The sequence below is a fragment of the Sphingomonas sorbitolis genome (genome assembly GCF_036663875.1).
Lineage (GTDB): Bacteria > Pseudomonadota > Alphaproteobacteria > Sphingomonadales > Sphingomonadaceae > Sphingomonas.
Map to the genome: position 1 here is coordinate 428,504 of NZ_JAXOJS010000005.1, position 17,971 is coordinate 446,474.

20 protein-coding genes and 1 riboswitch are annotated in these 17,971 nt (G+C 65.9%); of the genes, 13 read left to right on the forward strand and 7 right to left on the reverse strand.

Going from position 1 to position 17,971, the window contains the following annotated elements; translation table 11 throughout:
- The first annotated feature begins 210 nt into the window (after positions 1-210).
- The 7 genes from U1763_RS16910 to thiC all read left to right on the forward strand — a co-directional run bounded on the left by U1763_RS16910 (position 211) and on the right by thiC (position 8,328).
- Entirely contained in the window at positions 211-1,011 is an 801-nt protein-coding gene (locus U1763_RS16910; protein WP_332756105.1) for a sterol desaturase family protein, read from the forward strand.
- Complete coding sequence (locus U1763_RS16915; protein ID WP_332756106.1) at positions 965-1,366, forward strand: DUF2141 domain-containing protein; 402 nt, start codon at positions 965-967, stop codon at positions 1,364-1,366. Before U1763_RS16910 ends, U1763_RS16915 begins: the two co-directional genes overlap by 47 nt.
- Positions 1,367-1,435: 69 nt before the next feature.
- Positions 1,436-2,299, forward strand: a complete 864-nt coding sequence (locus tag U1763_RS16920) for a MipA/OmpV family protein (RefSeq protein WP_332756107.1) — start codon at positions 1,436-1,438, stop codon at positions 2,297-2,299.
- Between the two features lie 480 nt (positions 2,300-2,779).
- Positions 2,780-3,802 carry a ferritin-like domain-containing protein gene (locus U1763_RS16925; protein ID WP_332756108.1) on the forward strand — a complete coding sequence of 341 codons (1,023 nt, stop codon included), beginning with the start codon at positions 2,780-2,782 and terminating at the stop codon, positions 3,800-3,802.
- Between the two features lie 50 nt (positions 3,803-3,852).
- Positions 3,853-4,902 carry a ferritin-like domain-containing protein gene (locus U1763_RS16930; protein WP_332756109.1) on the forward strand — a complete coding sequence of 350 codons (1,050 nt, stop codon included), beginning with the start codon at positions 3,853-3,855 and terminating at the stop codon, positions 4,900-4,902.
- An 81-nt stretch (positions 4,903-4,983) separates the two neighbouring features.
- Positions 4,984-5,862 carry an outer membrane protein gene (locus tag U1763_RS16935; RefSeq protein WP_332756110.1) on the forward strand — a complete coding sequence of 293 codons (879 nt, stop codon included), beginning with the start codon at positions 4,984-4,986 and terminating at the stop codon, positions 5,860-5,862.
- Between the two features lie 398 nt (positions 5,863-6,260).
- Positions 6,261-6,369, forward strand: a riboswitch (TPP riboswitch).
- A 39-nt stretch (positions 6,370-6,408) separates the two neighbouring features.
- The gene (gene thiC / locus U1763_RS16940) at positions 6,409-8,328 is read left to right on the forward strand and encodes a phosphomethylpyrimidine synthase ThiC (RefSeq protein ID WP_332756111.1); all 1,920 of its coding nucleotides are present in this window, start codon (positions 6,409-6,411) and stop codon (positions 8,326-8,328) included.
- Positions 8,329-8,379: 51 nt separating this feature from the next.
- Here the strand turns inward: thiC and dprA are convergent, their stop codons facing one another.
- Both dprA and plsY read right to left on the reverse strand, forming a co-directional pair.
- Positions 8,380-9,471, reverse strand: coding sequence for a DNA-processing protein DprA (gene dprA / locus U1763_RS16945; RefSeq protein WP_332756112.1), 1,092 nt, complete (start codon positions 9,469-9,471; stop codon positions 8,380-8,382).
- The gene (plsY, locus tag U1763_RS16950) at positions 9,464-10,078 is read right to left on the reverse strand and encodes a glycerol-3-phosphate 1-O-acyltransferase PlsY (protein WP_332756113.1); all 615 of its coding nucleotides are present in this window, start codon (positions 10,076-10,078) and stop codon (positions 9,464-9,466) included. The genes dprA and plsY overlap by 8 nt, the downstream gene beginning before the upstream one ends.
- Before the next feature lie 217 nt (positions 10,079-10,295).
- Between plsY and murI the strand changes: the two genes are divergently transcribed.
- Complete coding sequence (gene murI / locus U1763_RS16955; RefSeq protein WP_132895721.1) at positions 10,296-11,084, forward strand: glutamate racemase; 789 nt, start codon at positions 10,296-10,298, stop codon at positions 11,082-11,084.
- A gap of 136 nt (positions 11,085-11,220) precedes the next feature.
- Entirely contained in the window at positions 11,221-12,483 is a 1,263-nt protein-coding gene (hemA, locus tag U1763_RS16960; protein WP_332756254.1) for a 5-aminolevulinate synthase, read from the forward strand.
- A 2-nt stretch (positions 12,484-12,485) separates the two neighbouring features.
- Here hemA and U1763_RS16965 read toward each other — a convergent pair whose 3' ends face one another.
- Genes U1763_RS16965 through U1763_RS16985 form a run of 5 tightly spaced genes read right to left on the reverse strand, consistent with a single transcriptional unit; the run spans position 12,486 to position 15,262 of the window.
- Entirely contained in the window at positions 12,486-13,058 is a 573-nt protein-coding gene (locus tag U1763_RS16965; protein ID WP_332756114.1) for a Uma2 family endonuclease, read from the reverse strand.
- Positions 13,059-13,089: 31 nt separating this feature from the next.
- Positions 13,090-13,554, reverse strand: coding sequence for a DUF3429 domain-containing protein (locus U1763_RS16970; protein ID WP_332756115.1), 465 nt, complete (start codon positions 13,552-13,554; stop codon positions 13,090-13,092).
- Positions 13,554-14,264, reverse strand: coding sequence for an anti-sigma factor (locus U1763_RS16975; RefSeq protein ID WP_332756116.1), 711 nt, complete (start codon positions 14,262-14,264; stop codon positions 13,554-13,556). Before U1763_RS16975 ends, U1763_RS16970 begins: the two co-directional genes overlap by 1 nt.
- Positions 14,257-14,820: a sigma-70 family RNA polymerase sigma factor gene (locus tag U1763_RS16980; RefSeq protein WP_056053310.1), complete on the reverse strand. Its 564-nt coding sequence runs from the start codon at positions 14,818-14,820 to the stop codon at positions 14,257-14,259. The genes U1763_RS16975 and U1763_RS16980 overlap by 8 nt, the downstream gene beginning before the upstream one ends.
- A gap of 16 nt (positions 14,821-14,836) precedes the next feature.
- The gene (locus tag U1763_RS16985; RefSeq protein WP_332756117.1) at positions 14,837-15,262 is read right to left on the reverse strand and encodes a hypothetical protein; all 426 of its coding nucleotides are present in this window, start codon (positions 15,260-15,262) and stop codon (positions 14,837-14,839) included.
- A 252-nt stretch (positions 15,263-15,514) separates the two neighbouring features.
- Between U1763_RS16985 and rpiB the strand changes: the two genes are divergently transcribed.
- From rpiB to nrdR, 4 genes are read left to right on the forward strand one after another with little or no spacing between them, the layout of a single operon-like run.
- Entirely contained in the window at positions 15,515-15,949 is a 435-nt protein-coding gene (rpiB, locus tag U1763_RS16990) for a ribose 5-phosphate isomerase B (protein WP_332756118.1), read from the forward strand.
- On the forward strand, positions 15,946-17,256 hold the full coding sequence (gene glyA / locus U1763_RS16995; protein WP_332756119.1) for a serine hydroxymethyltransferase: 1,311 nt from the start codon (positions 15,946-15,948) through the stop codon (positions 17,254-17,256). The genes rpiB and glyA overlap by 4 nt, the downstream gene beginning before the upstream one ends.
- Before the next feature lie 5 nt (positions 17,257-17,261).
- On the forward strand, positions 17,262-17,441 hold the full coding sequence (locus U1763_RS17000) for a hypothetical protein (protein ID WP_056053298.1): 180 nt from the start codon (positions 17,262-17,264) through the stop codon (positions 17,439-17,441).
- Complete coding sequence (gene nrdR / locus U1763_RS17005; RefSeq protein ID WP_056487307.1) at positions 17,442-17,906, forward strand: transcriptional regulator NrdR; 465 nt, start codon at positions 17,442-17,444, stop codon at positions 17,904-17,906.
- Positions 17,907-17,971 lie beyond the last annotated feature (65 nt).

A 17,971-nucleotide genomic window follows, 5' to 3' on the forward strand; every position in this document is an offset into this window, starting at 1 on the left:
GCTACGCTGGCTGGTGCTAGCAGGGTATGCGGATGGCGCGCTTCGGAACACTATTGTTCCATCGCCGATACGCTATGACGGCCCCCTGAAAACCGATCGGTATCGGTTCGATTCGGTGGCTCGGTCCGTTCCGGCAATATCGACTCCGATCGATGGGCCCCAGCCGGTTATGCCATTACCCAAAACCCCGAATTCCCGTATAAGCCCCTCATGAGGCTCGCCATCGTCCTCTCCGCGATCGCGATGACCGCGATCGTCGGCATCCGGTATCTCATCGTCTCCGGCGCGTTCGCCGCCGCGACGCGCGCGCGTCATCCCGGGCTCTATCGCGGGCTCGACGCGCAGATGCGGCGCGAGATCTGGTGGAGCATCGCCTCGGCGGCGATCTACGGCGGGCCCGCAGGGATCGTCGCCTGGGGCTGGCAGAATCGCGGCTGGACGCAGAGTTACCCCGACGTCCACGCCTACCCGCTCTGGTATCTGCCGGTCTCCGTGCTTGCCTTCCTGTTCGCGCACGACACCTGGTTCTACTGGACGCATCGCTGGATGCATCGGCCGAAGCCCTTCAAGCTCGCGCACGCGGTGCATCACGCCAGCCGCCCGCCGACCGCGTGGGCGGCGATGGCGTTTCACCCGATCGAGGCGATCACCGGTGCTGTGATAATTCCGCTACTGGTGTTCCCAATTCCGATCAATGTCGGCGCACTGGGTCTGGTACTGACGATCATGACCGTTATGGGGGTAACCAATCACATGGGGTGGGAGGTTTTCCCCCGGTTCATGTGGCGGGGCGCACTGGGCGGCTGGCTGATCACGGCGAGCCATCATCAGCGCCATCACGAACAATACGGGTGCAACTATGGCCTCTATTTCCGCTTTTGGGATCGGCTCTGCGGCACCGACAAGGGACTCGGCGACTTCACCAAGGCGCACGCGAAGGCTGCCGCTCGTAGTAGCGGGCACGTTGGCATGGCTGACGCTGGCAGCGGCGGCTCCCATCACGCGGCTTGACGTCGAGATCGACAATCTCCGCTCGGCAAAGGGCATGATCCGGATCTGCCTCACCGCCGACCCGGACAACTTTCCCGCCTGCGTCGACGATGCCAATGCACTGACCCGGTCGATCCCGGCGAGCGTCCACACCACCAGCTTTCCGGGCCTGCCGCAGCGTGGCTATGCGCTCGCGGTCATTCACGACGAGAACAGCAACGCGAAGCTCGATACGATCGCGGGGATCCCGCGCGAAGGCTATGGATTCTCGCGCAATGCCGCGGTCCGGTTCGGGCCGCCGCGCTTTTCGGCGGCCCGGTTCATGGTCGCCGGTGATGCCGAAATGCAACAGGTGAAAATGCGTTACATCTTCTGACCGATCGTAACGGACCGAAAACGAAGACGCTGCGTTTTGCGCTGGAACCTTTTTGTCCGGAGCATTTCCTTGCGCGCATTCTCTCTCTTCACGTCTGCCGCAATCGCGGTGCTTGGCATCGCCACGCCCGCCTTCGCCCAGACCGACCCGAACCCGTCGCCGACGATCACCGATCCCAAGGACAATAACCGCGTCACGGTCGCGCTCGGCGTGGTGTCGATGCCCGATTACGAAGGTGCGGACAGCAATTCCTTCACCCCCGCCGGCGCCTTCGTCGGCACGGTGCGCGGGCATGACTTCTTCCTCCGCGGCACGCAGCTCTATTTCAACCTGATCCCGAACACGGGTGAGGTCGGCACCAATTTCGAGCTGGGCGTGATCGGCGGCGTCCGTCGCGATCGCACCGGCGATATCGACAACCGTCAGGTCCGCGCGCTCGGCAAGATCGATACCGCCTATGAACTGGGCGGCTATGTCGGCGTCGCCCGGACCGGCGTCATCACCAGCGACTATGATACGCTCACCGCGCGCGTCGCCTATGTTCATGACGTCTCGGGCACCTATGACAGTTACGTCATCACGCCGCAGGTGAATTACACCACACCGCTGTCGGTTCGTACGCTCGTCTCGCTCGGCGTCGCCGCGGATTACGCCGGCAAGGGCTTCGGCCGGACCTATGCGGCGGTGACGCCGATCGGTACGCTCGCCAGCGGCCTGCGGACTTATGACGTCAACGACAGTGGCTTCCGCCGCGTCAACGCATCGCTGTTCGTGGTGCAGAGCCTGTCGGGCGATCTCCGCCACGGTTTCGGCGTCGGTGCCGGCGTGCTCTACGGCCGCATGGTCGGCAAGTACAAGGATACCCCGATCGTCGCCGACGTGGGCAGCGCGGACCAGTGGCTCTACGCGCTGGGGCTGACCTACACCTTCTGATCTGAGGCTGGCCGATCCGAGGCCGGCCCAAATGATACTGGGCAAACTTCGAGACCCATCGATCCTCCCCCTGGCGGGGGAGGATCGATGGGTCTCGAACGTCCACATTCCAGCACATCGTGTCCGAGCGGCTTCCGGAAGCGCCAACCCCAAGCGTCACTCCGCCACGCTGACCAACCAAGCGTGCGAACTGCCCAGCCGGAGCTTCCGAAGCTCCCGCAACCCACCCCCCCCCGAGCGACTCGCAAGATCACCCCGCCGCCGCTCCACCACGTCTGAAATTTATTTCACAACATTGCCGTTAAGGCTGCGTCCATTTCCCGCTTGCGTCCGTTCCTCAAGCTGGACGGCATCATTATGCCCGCAATAGAGCGCGTTACGAGTTGGGCCTTGGCGACAAGGGTGTTACTCTCATCGGTCCGGATTGTTCGATTGTTTCAATAACTCCGACGTCTGCAACTACAAGGGGAGGACCCTGATATGACCGAGAGCGTGCACCTAATCGAAGCCCTCGATGCGCGAGTTGAACGGCGCAGCGAGCGGCGTGAATTCTTCAAGACTGCGCTTGGCGCCGCTGCGGTCACCGCGGCTGGTGCGACCGCATTGTCCTTTTCCAGCTCGGCGGCGGCACAGACCATCACCGACGCGGACGTCCTGAATTTCGCGCTCAACCTCGAATATCTCGAGGCGCAATTCTATTCCTACGCCGCCTATGGCACCGGCCTCGACAACAGCCTGCTCTCGGGCATCGGCACGCAAGGTGCCGTCCGCGGCGGTCGCCAGGTCAACTTCACCGATCCGATCGTGCGCCAGTACGCGCGTGAGATCGCCCAGGACGAGATCGCCCACGTCAAGTTCCTCCGCACCGCACTCGGCACCACCGCCGCCGTCGCGCAGCCGGTGATCGACGTCAGCGTCTCGCCGACCAGCGCCTTCTCGGTCGCGGCCCAGGCCGCTGGTCTCGTCCCCGCCGGCACCGCGTTCGATCCCTATGCGTCGGACGAGGCATTCCTGCTCGGCGCGTTCATCTTCGAAGACGTCGGCGTGACCGCATACAAGGGCGCCGCCCCGCTGCTCACCAGCAAGGCGTATCTCGAGGCGGCTGCCGGCCTGCTCGCGGTCGAGGCGTATCACGCCGCGATCGTCCGCACGACGCTGTACGGCAAGGGCATCGCGACGCCGTCGCTGCGCACGTCCGCAGATGCCATTTCGAAGGCGCGCGACAGCCTCGACGGCGGTGGTGCGAACACGACGATCTTCGGCACCAACGATATCGACCAGGGCATCTCGTCGTACAGCGCGACGCCGATCAACCTCGCCACCGCGCAGGCGGCGGTGACCGTGTCGAACATCGTCCCGCTCGACAGCAACGGCGTCGCCTACAGCCGTTCGGCGAGCCAGGTGCTCAACATCGTCTATCTCACCAGCGGTGCGGCGTCGGCAGGCGGGTTCTACCCGAACGGCATGAACGGCAACATCAAGACGAGCACCGCGGCAGCCTGATCTTCTCAGCCTCGCCCAAGCTCATCTTCGCTATTCAGGGGATTAACCCAATGACCGATCTCTCTACCAAGCTCGAAATATTCGACGCGATCGCCAGCCGTCGCAACGAACGCCGCAGTTTCCTCCGCTTCGCCGGCGGTTCGGCGCTCGCCATCGGTGGCGCCACGCTCCTGTCGGCATGCGGCAGCGACGATTCCGATCTCGCACCGACCCCGACTCCGGGACCGGCGCCGGTCGCCGCGCTCAACGACGCCGACGTGCTCAACGTCGCCCTGAACCTCGAATATCTCGAAGCGCAGTTCTACGCGTTCGCGGCATTCGGCGTCGGCCTGAACGCCAGCCTGCTGACCGGCATCGGGACGCAGGGTGCGGTCACCGGTGGCGCACAGGTGCCGTTCCAGGATGCCGTGGTGCGTGAATATGCGCGCGAAATCGCGATCGACGAAGTCGCGCACGTCGCCTTCCTGCGCTCCGCTCTCGGCACTGCCGCTGTCGCCCAGCCGGCTATCGACATCTCGGTCGGCACGGCCGCCGCGCCGGGCGCGTTCACGGCGGCCGCTCGCGCGGCTGGCGTCATCGGCGCGACGGGCGTGTTTAACCCCTATGCCGACGACAACAGCTTCCTGCTCGGTGCGTACATCTTCGAGGACGTCGGCGTGTCGGCCTACAAGGGCGCAGCACCGCTGATCGCCAACAAGACCTATCTCGAGGCGGCCGCCGGCATCCTCGCGGCAGAGGCGTATCACGCAGGGCTGATCCGCACGATCCTGTACCGCAAAGGTCTGCAGACGCCGAACCCGATTCCGTCGCTCATCACCGCCGCAAACCAGATCAGTGACGCCCGCGACAGCCTCGACGGCACCGTCACGAACACGACGACGGGCGTGATCGGCGACGACGATCAGGGCATCACCGGGTCGGATCCGACGATCTCAAACATCGTGCCGACTGACGCAAACGGCCTGGCCTACAGCCGCTCGGTCGCTCAGGTGCACAACATCGTCTACTTGACGCCCACTGCGAAGATCGGTGGCGGCTTCTTCCCCAACGGGACCAACAACCGCCTCGATTCGCTGCGCACGAGCGGCGCCAACGCGTGATCGTCGTCACGAACTGAAACAGGAAAATCCGGGTCGCGGCGCTCATCAAGAGCGTCGCGGCCCCTCGTTTGGGGAACGACCATGACCAACTTCACGAAGCTCACCATGCTCGCCGGCCTCGCCGCCGCGGGCATTTTTGCCGTTCCGGCCGCCGCGCAGGACATGACCACCGACCGCGACAGCAAGCCGTTCTCGGGCGTCTATATCGGCGCCGCCGGCGGCTATGACGTCCAGGGCAACGACATCGGCTCGTCGATCCTGTTCGATCGCAACAACGACGGCAATTTCAGCGACAGCGTCAACACCATCACCGGCGCCAATGCCTTCTCGCCGGGCTTCTGCAACGGCTCGGCCCGCACCGCGGTGCCCGCCTATGGTTGCCGCAACGACGACGACGGCTGGTCGTATTACGGCCGTGCAGGCTTCGACGTACAGCGCGGCGCGTTCGTGGTCGGCATCGTCGGCGAATTCGGCAAGTCCGAGATCACCGACAGCGTCGCCGCCTTTTCGACCACGCCCGCCAGCTACACGATGGCGCGCAAGCTGAAGTGGGAAGGTTCGGCGCGCCTCCGCGCCGGTCTCGCCGCCCGCAACACGCTGTTCTACGCCACCGGCGGCGCCGGCTATGCCAAGATCGACAACCTGTTCTTCACCACCAACACCGCCAACGCGTTCGCAGCCACCGGCTCGGACAAGCGCTGGGGTTATGTCGGCGGCGGCGGCATCGAGCAGAAGCTGACCAAGAACATCTCGATCGGCATGGAATACACCTACCACCAGTACAAGGACGACGACGCCCGCGTCCTCGTCACCGCTGGCAGCGCGATCACCGGCAGCCCGGTCCTGCTCGCGAACAACCCGTTCGTGCTCGCCCCCAACACCGCGGGCACCACCTTCCGCCGCAGCGACGAGAATTTCCGCTGGCACTCGCTGCGCGGGACGGTGAGCTTCCGGTTCTAAGGCGCAGGGCGGCTTGCGCCGACCCGGCGCAAGACTCGCCCAAGCCCGGCCAGCGCAGCAAATCACGCCACAAGGCGTAGCTTAGCTACGACTGACGGCGCGCGGAGTAATAGAAAAGGCCGTTGCCCCAAACAGGGCATCGGCCTTCTCTCGTTTCAGCGAACGGGCGCTCAAGATCATAAACCCAACACCCACAGTGCCACCACCCCGGCGAAGGCCGGGGCCCAATTGGAAAGGTGGATATAACGAAGAACTGCCCCTCGTTATCGCCGTCCCCCAATTGGGCCCCGGCCTTCGCCGGGGTGGAGCCTTACCGATCGCGCCAAAACCACTGAATCCCCCGCACACCCCAAGCCACCAATTTCCCCATTGCACCCCACCCCCAGCCGCCTATGCTCGCCTCACCCCGGGGGAGCGCTTATCCGCGCTTGAGAGGAAGGCAGGAGCCTTCGACCCGCTGAACCTGATCCGGTTGATACCGGCGGAGGGAGGGAGCGGTCGCCACAGAACCGCAATCCTTGCTCCGATACCCTTAGGAGCAAGCGCATGGCTGATTACGAAGCAGGCACCCCGACAGCAGACATTGGCGTAACCACCGGCCCGATCCGAGGCTCGCGGAAAATCCACGTCGCGGTCCCCTCCAGCCCCGACGTCCGCGTCGCGATGCGTGAGATCGTCCTCGACCCGAGCTGCAGCGAACCGCCCTTGCGCGTCTACGACACCAGCGGCCCCTACACCGACCCGCGCGCGACGATCGACATCAACGCCGGCCTCCCCCAACTCCGCCGCCAGTGGATCGAAGCGCGTGGCGACGTCGAGAGCTACGACGCGCGTGAAATCCGCCCCGAGGACAACGGGCAATTGGGCCCGGACCGCTCCGGCGGCGTCCCGCAATTCCCCGGCAGCATCAAGCGACCCTTGCGTGCGATGGCAGGCCAGAACGTCAGCCAGATGCACTATGCGCGACGTGGGATCATCACCGCCGAAATGGAATACGTCGCCACCCGCGAGAACCTCGGCCGCGCGATGCTCAAGGAGTACAAGCGAGACGGCGAAAGCTTCGGCGCACAAATCCCAGACTTCGTAACCCCAGAATTCGTCCGCGACGAGATCGCCCGCGGCCGCGCGATCATCCCCAACAACATCAACCACCCTGAATCCGAACCGATGGCGATCGGCCGCAACTTCCTCGTCAAGATCAACGCCAACATCGGCAACAGCGCGGTCGCCAGCAACGTCGCCGCCGAAGTCGACAAGCTCGTCTGGTCGATCCGCTGGGGCGCGGACACGGTGATGGACCTCAGCACCGGCCGCAACATCCACGACACCCGCGAATGGATCCTCCGCAACTCGCCGGTCCCGATCGGCACCGTGCCCATCTACCAGGCGCTCGAAAAGGTCGGCGGCGTCGCCGAAGACCTCACCTGGGAGATCTTCCGCGACACGCTGATCGAGCAGGCCGAGCAGGGCGTCGATTACTTCACGATCCATGCCGGCGTCCGCCTCGCGTACATCCCGATGACCGCGAAACGCGTCACCGGCATCGTCTCGCGCGGCGGCTCGATCATGGCGAAATGGTGCCTCAGCCACCACAAGGAGAGCTTCCTCTACGAGCGCTTCGACGAGATCACCGAGATCATGAAGGCGTACGACATCGCCTACAGCCTCGGCGACGGCCTGCGCCCCGGCAGCATCGCCGACGCCAACGACGAAGCGCAGTTCAGCGAACTCTACACGCTGGGCGAACTCACCCACCGCGCGTGGAAGAGCGACGTCCAGGTCATGATCGAAGGCCCCGGCCACGTCCCGATGCACAAGATCAAGGAGAACATGGACAAGCAACTCGAAGTTTGCGGCGAAGCCCCCTTCTACACGCTGGGGCCGCTCACCACGGACATAGCCCCCGGCTACGATCACATCACGAGCGGCATCGGCGCCGCGATGATCGGCTGGTACGGCACCGCGATGCTTTGCTACGTCACGCCGAAGGAGCATCTGGGCTTGCCGGATCGCGACGACGTGAAGGTCGGTGTGGTCACGTACAAGCTGGCCGCGCATGCCGCGGATCTGGCGAAGGGGCATCCGGCGGCGCAGATGCGCGACGATGCGCTATCGCGTGCGCGCTTCGAGTTTCGCTGGCGCGATCAGTTCAACCTGTCGCTCGATCCAGACACGGCGGAATCCTATCACGACCAGACGTTGCCGGCAGAAGGCGCCAAGACCGCCCATTTCTGCTCGATGTGCGGGCCGAAATTCTGCTCGATGAAGATCACGCAGGAGGTGCGGGACTTTGCCGCCAAGCAGAACGCGCCAGCGGATACGTTTCTAGCGGCGGACGTCGATGCTGGGGATGCCGAGCGGGCGATCTTCGCGACGGGCAGCCACGCCGACGCGGAAAAGGGCATGGCTGACATGAGCGAGAAATTCCGCGCGAAAGGCAGCGAGATCTATCTGCCGGCGGAGTGATTGCGGTGATGTGCGATCCTCCCCCTGGCGGGGGAGGATCAGTCTTAGCGATCAAGTCAGGCTGGCGCGGCCGCCGGCGTGGCGGTCGAGGCGGCCGGCGAGTTCGAGCTCCAATAGCACCGTGTGGACGACGGCGGGGCTCCGGCGCGACTGGCGGATGAGTTCGTCGATCGCGACGGGGACGGGGCCGAGCAGGTCAGTGATCCGGCGCCGGTCGGTGTCGGTGGCGTCTTCGGCGGGGGAGCTTGCATAGGCGTCGATCGGCGAGCGGACCGAGCGCGGGTCGAACGGGCGGATCTGCTCGAGGATATCGGCGGCCGATTGCACCAGCGTGGCGCCTTCGCGAATGAGCAGGTTGCAGCCCTGCGCGCGGGGATCGAGCGGGCTGCCGGGGACGGCCATGACCTCGCGGCCGGACTCGTTGGCGAGCCGCGCGGTGATCAGCGAGCCGGATTTGGGGACCGCCTCGACCACTACGGTGCCGATCGCGAGACCGGCGATGATGCGGTTGCGCGAGGGGAAGTTGCGTGCCTTGGGCTCGGTGCCGGGGGGCTGTTCGGCGAGCAGCAGGCCGTCGGTGGCGATGCGCTCCTGCAGGCCGGTGTTGTCGGGCGGGTAGGCGATGTCGATGCCGCTGGCGATGACGCCGATCGTCGCGCCGCTGCTGCCGGCGCCGAGTGCGCCGATATGCGCGGCGGTGTCGATGCCGCGGGCGAGGCCGGAGACGATCGTCGTGCCCTCCTCGGCGAGTTGCAGTGCCAATTGTCTCGCGAAGCGGCAGGCGGCGGCGGACGCGTTGCGGGCGCCGACCATGGCTATGCAGGGGCGGGTGGCGTGGGTGAGGTCACCGCGGAAGATCAGCGCTGGGGGCGCGGTTTCGATTTCTGCGAGCAGGCGGGGATAGTCGGGGTCGTCGAGGAAGAGATAGCGCGCGCCGAGCTTGGCGGTGGCGGCGATTTCGCGTTCGGCCAGCGGCGCTTCGGCAATACGCGGGCTGCGACCGCCGCCGCGTTGGGCGAGCATCGGGAGCGCTTCGATCGCGGCGTCCGCGCTGCCGAAGCGGGCGATGAGCTGGCGATAAGTGACCGGTCCGATCCCGGTCGTGCGGATAAGCCGAAGTCTTGAGACCGTCGGGTCAGCCACTCGTTTTCCGGCTGGAGCCGATCCGCGGCTCGGTGCCGGAGAACAGGCGCTCGACGTTCTCGCGGTGCTTCCATAGGACGATCAGGGCGAGCGCGAGAAGGAGAAGAACCAGGTCGAATCGACCAAACAGCGCGGCCGCGAACGGTGCGCTCAGTGCCGCGGCCATGCCGGCGACCGAGGAGATGCGCAGGCCCGCGAGCAGGCCCAGCCAGACGACGGCGTAAACGAGCCCGAGTGGCCAGTAGAGCGCGACGACGATTCCCATCAACGTGGCGACTCCCTTGCCGCCCTTGAACTTCAGCCAGATGGGGTAGCAATGGCCGATGAACGCACCGGCGGCCGCGAGCAGTGCGTTGCCGGGAAGCAGGTGTGCGACCAGCAGCACGGCGACTGCGCCCTTGGCCATGTCGAGCAGCAGCGTGGCGGCGGCGAGGCCCTTCCGCCCGGTGCGCAATACGTTGGTGGCGCCGATGTTGCCCGAGCCGATCGTCCGCAGATCGCCTGCACCGCCGGCGCGCGTGAGGATGACGCCGAACGGGATCGAGCCGAGCAGGTAGCTGAGCACGAGCGATAGCGTGGGCGCGACCCAGAGAATTTCCGTCTGCAAGTATGTCCCCCGTTCCGAGGGCGCTTATAAACGACGCGGGGCTGACGGCAAATGGCGTCGAGCGGGTGCCGACCTCACAGCACCCTCCGTCATCCTGACGAAAGTCAGGACCCAGAGCCACGGAGGACAACCCTTGTAACCCTGGGTCCTGACTTTCGTCAGGATGGCGGGGGGAAGGCTCTGGTTTGCCTAAGGCGTTCCGTCCTAAGGCGCATGGATGGACACGCGCCCCATCCTGTTCTTCGATTCCGGTGTCGGCGGGTTGTCGATCGTCGGGCCCGCGCGCGGGGCGCTCCCCGATGCGCCGTTCGTCTACGCCGCCGACTCGGCCGGGTTTCCCTACGGCACGAAGAGCGAGGCGGAGATCGCCGCCCGCGTGCCGGTGTTGCTGGGGCGGTTGGCGGAGCGGTATCGGCCGCGGTTGATCGTGATCGCGTGCAACACCGCCTCGACGATCGCGCTGCCGGTAGTGCGCGCGGCGCTCGACCTGCCGGTGGTCGGGACGGTACCGGCGATCAAGCCCGCTGCCGCGCTGTCGGTTACGCGGACGATCGGCGTGCTGGGGACCGAGGCGACCGTGAGGCAGGCGTATGTCGATGATCTGGCTGCGAGGTTTGCGGGCGATTGCACGGTGCTCCGCTACGGGTCGGCGGCTTTGGTCGAGATGGCGGAGGCCAAGTTGCACGGGCGAGCGGTGGCGCCTGAGCGCTATGCGGCGGTGCTCGATGGGCTGTTCTCGCAACCCGGCGGGGAGCGAATCGACGTGATCGTCAACGCCTGCACGCATTTCCCGCTGGTCGAGGCGGAGCTGGCCATGGCGGCACCTGGCGTGCGGTTCGTCGACGGTGGTCCCGGGATCGCGCGGCGGATCGTTCATCTGATGCAGGGCGAATCATGGTCGGGCGCGGGCGAGGGCATCGCCGTCTTTACCCGGTTGGGTGACGAGGAGCGGGCGCTCGGACCTGCCCTAGCGGGGCGAGGATTTGCGCGGATCGAGCAGCTTTAAGCGTTAACCTGGGACAATGTGGCACCTTGCTTCGCGGGCGCATCGTGGCAATGTGCACCCCGGATGAGGAAAGCGATCACCGTAAGAGCGGTATTGCGCTGGAAACGAGTGAAAGCGAGGCGTAGTGCCCAAGCCTATGATTACCAACGGCATCACGGCAACGGATTCCATCTCGGGTCCGCGAGTCGATTATTCGCGCGTGTTCACGCAGGCGATCGACCGGTTGCATGCCGAAGGGCGCTACCGCGTGTTCATCGACATCCTCCGCAACAAGGGCGCGTTCCCCAACGCGCGCTGTTTCGCCGGGCATAACGGTCCCAAGCCGATTACGGTGTGGTGCTCGAACGATTATCTCGCGATGGGCCAGCACCCCAAGGTGATCGCGGCGATGGAAGAGGCACTGCACGACGTCGGCGCGGGCTCGGGCGGCACGCGCAACATCGGCGGCAACACGCATTACCATGTCGACCTGGAGGGCGAACTCGCCGACCTGCACGGCAAGGAAGCGGCTCTGCTGTTCACGAGCGGGTATGTCTCGAACGAGGCAACGCTGGCGACGCTTGCGAAGGTTCTGCCGGGCTGCATCATCTTTTCCGACGAGTTGAACCACGCGTCGATGATCGCGGGCATCCGTAATTCGGGCTGCGAGAAGCGGGTGTTTCGTCATAACGACCTCGCTCACCTTGAAGAGTTGCTCGCGGCCGAAGATCCTGCGGCGCCGAAGCTGATCGCGTTCGAGAGCGTGTATTCGATGGAGGGTGACATCGCGCCGATCTCCGCGGTGTGCGATCTCGCCGACCGGTACAACGCGCTGACCTATTGCGACGAAGTCCACGCGGTCGGGATGTACGGCGCGCGCGGCGGCGGCATCTCGGAGCGGGACGAGGTCGCGCACCGGATCACGATCCTCGAGGGGACGCTGGGCAAGGCGTTCGGCGTGATGGGGGGCTACATTGCCGCCGACCGCACGATCGTCGATGTGATCCGGTCCTATGCGCCTGGGTTCATCTTCACGACGTCGCTGTCGCCGGTGCTCGTGGCCGGCGTGCTGGCCAGCGTACGGCATTTGAAGGCTTCGAGCGTCGAGCGCGAGGGGCAGCAGGCCTCCGCGGCGATGCTCAAGGGGATGCTGAAGGACGCCGGGTTGCCGGTGATGATCGGCGATACGCATATCGTGCCGCTGATGGTCGGGGATCCGGTCAAGGCGAAGAAGATCAGCGACGTGCTGCTCGCCGAATACGGCGTGTACGTGCAGCCGATCAACTATCCGACCGTGCCGCGCGGTACCGAGCGGCTGCGGTTCACGCCGGGGCCTGCGCATACCGAGGCGATGATGCGCGAACTGACCGACGCGCTGGTGGAGATCTGGAGCCGCTTGGACTTGCGCAAGGCGGCTTGAGGTCAGTCGACGACGATGTCGAGATTGAGTTCGGGGATCGCGATAGGGTGGCCGAACGGGATCAGCCGTTTGTCCTCGTAATCACCAGCGCGGGGCTTGGCCATCACGTGCGTCCGGCGCGCGTTGATATCGACCACCCAATAATGCGGCACGAACGCCTCGGCATAATCGCTCCGCTTGGCGCCGAGATCGAGCGCGAGGCTCGTATCGGCGATCTCGACAGCGAGAAACAACGCAACGCGGTCGAATAATGTCGCGCATAGATCCGGGTCGCGAAGCACCGCCACATCCGGTTCGCGCAGCGTATCGGCGGTCAGGCGGACGGTCGGTTCCTGTCCGACGATCCATTCGGTGCCGAGCGCGGCGAAGGCGGACTGCAAGCGCAGGAAAGCGATCCGCTGCGCGTTCCAGTGCGGTACGTTTGCCGGCGACATCCGCATAATCTCCCCGTTGACCAGTTCGACCTTGCCCAGCCAGTCGGCTATCGGCGGATGACGGACGAGTTCCATGAACTCGGCGGTGGTAAAACGCGCGGGTCCGGAGGCCAATTGAGTGATGTGTTCGGCAACGCTCATGGCGTTAGTATAGCATTTCCCCGCAGCCGAGTCACAGTATAGCCGCCAGTAACGTCAGGACGCCAAGGCCTAGCGACAGGGGTATGCGCAAGGCCATCCAGCCCGATGGGGCGATGCCGGCGCGAACCAGCGCGCGGTCGACGAGCAGCGCGGCAATCAGGCTGATGCCAAGCACGACCAGCGAGGGGCCCGGCCAGCGCAGGCCGACCATCCAGGGCCAGGCGGTGGCCAGTGCGATCAGCGATGGCGCGACGCTCGCGAACCAGAGCCAGCGCGGTGGCGAGTCGGTGCGTGCGGCCAGACCCCACCAGAGACCGCCGAGGAAGCTCAGGATGATCGCGGCGTAAGCGTAGGCGATCGCCAGCGCGGAGAACCGGCTTTGCGGATCGCCGCTCAACAGCAGCGCGACCGCCGCGAGTTGCGGGAGGAGGCCGCTCAGCCCGAGCACGCGCGCGATCGGCGGGATGCCGCCGGGCGCGGCGGGTCGCTCGCGCATCAGACGCGCGCGACAACGCCGGTGGCGACGACCGGGCCGGTCGGCAGGCCGGTCGGCGAGCCGCCGAGCGGTTCGACCGAGATCGCGAGCGTTGCGCCGGGGGTTATGCGACCGCGATCGACGCCCTTGGGTGCCAGCGAGGTCGGGCGGCCCGAGAGCAGGCCGAGCGAATGCGGCACGCCGTCGCCGCCGATCACCCAGAGCTGCGCGACGCGCGCGTCCGGAACGCCGGGACCTGCAGCGACGCGGAGCGCGCCGTTTGCGGGGTCGTAGACTGCGGCGACGGGCGACTTCGCATCGCCGAGCATCGCCACAAGCACGCTGGTCGGGCGCGCGACGGGGATCGGCTGCGAGACGGGCACGGTCGGCTCTGGGCGGACCATGACGAACAGCAACAGCGATGCGGCGATCGCGCTGGTGACGGCGGCGAGCGCCGGCCAAGCGAAGCGGCTCGTTTGCGCAGGGGCTGGCGTGCCATCGAGACTGGCTTCGATCCGGGCTGCGAGATGCGGCGGCGCGGCGTGTTCGGGCCAAAGGTCGAACAGGACCGCCAGGCGTGATCGCCACCATTCGACCTGCGCGGCAAAACCGGGTTCTGCGAGCACGCGGCGCAGCGCTGCCCCGCGCTCTTCGCCGTCGAGCAGGCCCAGCGCGAGTTCGGCGGCCGCCACATCTTGAGGCACGCCGGTATCGGGGATCGGATCAACCATCGAGGCAATCCTTCAGGCGCGCGAGACCACGGCGGACCCAGCTCTTCATCGTGCCGAGCGGGACCGCACGCTTGATCGCCAGCTCCGCATAGGTGACGCCGTCGAAGAACGCGGTGCGGATCGCGTCGCGCTGCTGCGGTTCGAGGCCATCGAGGCACTCGATCAATTCGCGCGACGATTCGCTCGCCAGCATCCCGGCCTCAGCGCCTTCGCCGGGATCGGCAATGTCGGGCGCATCGTCCAGCGGGCTGGTGCGGCGGACGCCCTGCGCGCGCTGCCAGTCGATGGCGCGGTTGCGCGCGATCGTCGCCAACCAGGTTATCGGGCTCGCGCGACCGGGTTCCCAGGCACCGGCGCGTTTCCAGATCGTGAGATAGACCTCGTGCAGCACATCCTCCGCGGCTTGGGCGTTGCCGCAGATACGATGGGTGATGCCGAAAAGCTTCGCACTGGTCAGCGAATAGAGCTCGCGAAACGCGTCGCGGTCCTCTTGCCCGGTGCGCAGGAGCACCTCGGAGAGATGCGCGCGCGCCGCGTCCGCATTTGAAAAGGCCATGGTCACGATCCGGAACCTAGCGGCTAAGTCGCTCGCGGCAATAGCCTTCGCCGGGCTTGACGGTGAGGCAGTCGGTTTTGCCGAACAGATATTTCAGGCCGGTCGCGTCGCCGTTGGTCGGGCGAAGCGTTTCGCGTATCCCGCCGCGATCGAAGGATATCGTGTCGCCGGTCGCGGTGCCGTCGAACTTGCCCTTGTTGTCGAGGTCCCACTGCATCGTCAGCGCGTAGTGGCCGGGGGTGTCGGTCGGCGCGACGTCGAGAACCATGCCTTCGACGCCGATCCAGCGGCCGGTGTAGTCGGGCGCGGGTTTGGGCTTGGGCGCGGAGAGCTTGCGGTCGACCGATCCTGCGGACGTCATGTTGCCGTCGCTGCTGGTGTCGGGGGCGGGGCCGGAGCAGGCTGTCAGCGCGGCGGCGGCGAGCAGGGTGAGGGCTTTCATGGATGTCTCCTTGAGGACGGGGGCGACAGTCAATCTTTCGATCCTCCCCCGCAAGGGGGAGGTGGCGCCGAAGGCGACGGAGGGGGAGGGCACGGAACAGATGTTGCGCTTACCTCCCCCTCCGTCTGGCAAGCGCCAGCCACCTCCCCCTGGCGGGGGAGGATCGCTTAGACCTGCGAACAGGTGTGGCAAATTCCGGCTCGGGTGGGTAAGGGGCTGGGCACCCGATCTCCCGTCACAGGATTACGCCAGGTGCGCATCGCCATCGCGTCCGATCACGCCGCCGTTTCGTTGAAAGCGGTGCTCGCAACGTGGTTGCGGGAGATGGGGCATGATGTGCTCGACCTTGGCCCTGAAGGCACCGCCAGCGTCGATTATCCTGACTATGGTTTCAAGCTTGCGGCCGCGATCGCCGATGGTCGCGTCGAGCGCGGTATCGCGCTGTGCGGCTCGGGGATCGGCATCTCGATCGCCGCCAACCGCAATCCAGCCTGCCGCTGCGCGCTCGTCTCCGAACCGCTGTCGGCGAGCCTTGCGCGCGTGCATAACGACGCCAACGCCATCGCGATGGGCGCCCGCCTGATCGGCGAGGAAATGGCCAAGGCGTGCGTCGAAGCTTTCCTGTCCGCCGATTTCGCCGGCGGCCGTCATCAACTCCGTGTCGACAAGTTAAAGGTCCCCGCATGAGCACCCAGCCCCGCGAACTCCATGACGTCCAGCCGGACGGCTTTTTCACGCGTACTCTCGCCGATGCGGACGCTGCCGTTTTCGCCGGCGTTGCTGCCGAACTCGAGCGCGAGCAGACGCAGATCGAGCTGATCGCGTCGGAGAACATCGTCTCGAAGGCGGTGCTCGAGGCGCAGGGTTCGGTGTTCACGAACAAGTACGCCGAGGGCTATCCGGGCAAGCGCTATTACCAGGGCTGCGCGCCGTCGGACACGGTCGAGACGCTGGCGATCGAGCGCGCCAAGCAGATCTTTGGTTGCGGGTTCGTCAACGTGCAACCGCATTCGGGTGCGCAGGCGAACGGCGCGGTGATGCTGGCGCTGGTCAAGCCGGGCGACACGATCCTCGGCATGAGCCTCGATGCGGGCGGCCACCTGACGCATGGCGCCAAGCCGGCGATGTCGGGCAAGTGGTTCAACGCCATTCAATACGGCGTCGACGCGACCACGCATTTTATCGACTACGACCAGGTCGAGGCGCTGGCGGTCGAGCATCAGCCGAAACTGATCATCGCGGGCGGTTCGGCCTACCCACGCACGATCGACTTTGCGCGCTTCCGGGCGATCGCGGACAAGGTCGGCGCGTATTTCATGGTCGACATGGCGCATTTCGCCGGGATCGTCGCGGCTGGCCTGCACCCGACGCCGTTCGGCCACGCGCATGTCGTGACGACCACCACGCACAAGACGCTGCGCGGTCCGCGCGGCGGCATGATCATGACCAACGACGAGGCTCTGGCCAAGAAGTTCAACTCGGCGGTGTTCCCGGGCCTCCAGGGCGGGCCGCTGATGCACGTGATCGCGGCGAAGGCGGTCGCATTCGGCGAGGCGCTGCAGCCCGATTTCAAGAGCTACATCGCGGCGGTCGTCGAGAACGCGAAGGTGCTGGCGGCAACGCTCAAGGAGCGTGGCTCGGACGTCGTCTCGGGCGGCACCGACACGCATCTCGCTCTGATCGACCTCACCCCGCTGGGCATCACCGGCCGCGATGCGGATGAGGCGCTGGAGCGCGCAGGCATCACCTGCAACAAGAACGGCATCCCCAACGATCCGCTGCCGCCGGTCAAGACCAGCGGCATCCGCGTCGGTTCGCCAGCGGGCACGACGCGCGGGTTCGGCCCGGCCGAGTTCCGCGAGATCGGCAACATGGTCGCCGACGTGCTGGACGGCCTCGCGAAAAAGGGCGAGCATGGGGACCCGGAAGTCGAGGCGGACGTTCGGACGCGTGTTCGTGCACTCTGCGCGCGCTTCCCGATCTATCAAGGATAAGTAGCATGTCGAAGTTCGACGACGTCCAGAACGACATCAAGGCGACCCCCGGCCTCGGCAAGAGCATGGCCAAGTGGAGCGCGCTCGGCGCGGTCGTCGCGATCCCGGTGCCGGTGATCGGCCCGATCTTCGGCGCACTCGCAGGCGCGGGCTACGCGTACTACAAGGGCAAGAAGAAGGTCTGAATGCGCTGCCCCTTCTGCGGACATGAAGACAGCCAGGTAAAGGACAGCCGCCCCACCGAAGACGGGGCGGCGATCCGACGCCGGCGCCAGTGCGAAGGGTGCGCGGCGCGTTTCACGACGTTCGAGCGGATCCAGTTGCGCGAGCTGTTCGTGTTGAAGAGCGAGGGCAGGCGCGAGCCGTTCGACCGGGAGAAGCTGCTCAGGTCGTTGTCGATCGCGACGCGGAAGCGGGCGATCGAGGCTGGGCGGATCGAAAAGCTGGTGAGCGGGATCCAGCGGCGGCTGGAAACGCTGGGCGAGAACGACGTGACGTCGAAGCGGATCGGCGAGATGGTGATGGACGGGCTCAAGGGGCTCGATTCCGTGGCGTATATCCGGTTTGCGAGTGTGTACCGGGATTTCAGCGAGGCGAAGGACTTCGAGGCTTTTGCCGGGAGTGTGGAGGAGGTCGGGCGAGCGGAGTGAGTTTGGCCTGTCTTGCGACTCAAGAAAGGTACCCTTCGACTTCGCTCAGGGCGAACGGAAGGGGG

Bases quoted from the DNA above. Each gene is read 5' to 3' on its own strand.
- nrdR (WP_056487307.1), top strand. From the start codon at position 17,442: ATGCGCTGCCCCTTCTGCGGACATGAAGACAGCCAGGTAAAGGACAGC.
- glyA (WP_332756119.1), top strand. From the start codon at position 15,946: ATGAGCACCCAGCCCCGCGAACTCCATGACGTCCAGCCGGACGGCTTT.
- U1763_RS17000 (WP_056053298.1), top strand. From the start codon at position 17,262: ATGTCGAAGTTCGACGACGTCCAGAACGACATCAAGGCGACCCCCGGC.
- U1763_RS16965 (WP_332756114.1), bottom strand. From the start codon at position 13,058: ATGAGCGTTGCCGAACACATCACTCAATTGGCCTCCGGACCCGCGCGT.
- U1763_RS16980 (WP_056053310.1), bottom strand. From the start codon at position 14,820: ATGGCCTTTTCAAATGCGGACGCGGCGCGCGCGCATCTCTCCGAGGTG.
- hemA (WP_332756254.1), top strand. From the start codon at position 11,221: ATGATTACCAACGGCATCACGGCAACGGATTCCATCTCGGGTCCGCGA.
- U1763_RS16970 (WP_332756115.1), bottom strand. From the start codon at position 13,554: ATGCGCGAGCGACCCGCCGCGCCCGGCGGCATCCCGCCGATCGCGCGC.
- U1763_RS16975 (WP_332756116.1), bottom strand. From the start codon at position 14,264: ATGGTTGATCCGATCCCCGATACCGGCGTGCCTCAAGATGTGGCGGCC.
- U1763_RS16930 (WP_332756109.1), top strand. From the start codon at position 3,853: ATGACCGATCTCTCTACCAAGCTCGAAATATTCGACGCGATCGCCAGC.
- U1763_RS16935 (WP_332756110.1), top strand. From the start codon at position 4,984: ATGACCAACTTCACGAAGCTCACCATGCTCGCCGGCCTCGCCGCCGCG.
- U1763_RS16910 (WP_332756105.1), top strand. From the start codon at position 211: ATGAGGCTCGCCATCGTCCTCTCCGCGATCGCGATGACCGCGATCGTC.
- murI (WP_132895721.1), top strand. From the start codon at position 10,296: ATGGACACGCGCCCCATCCTGTTCTTCGATTCCGGTGTCGGCGGGTTG.
- U1763_RS16985 (WP_332756117.1), bottom strand. From the start codon at position 15,262: ATGAAAGCCCTCACCCTGCTCGCCGCCGCCGCGCTGACAGCCTGCTCC.
- U1763_RS16925 (WP_332756108.1), top strand. From the start codon at position 2,780: ATGACCGAGAGCGTGCACCTAATCGAAGCCCTCGATGCGCGAGTTGAA.
- thiC (WP_332756111.1), top strand. From the start codon at position 6,409: ATGGCTGATTACGAAGCAGGCACCCCGACAGCAGACATTGGCGTAACC.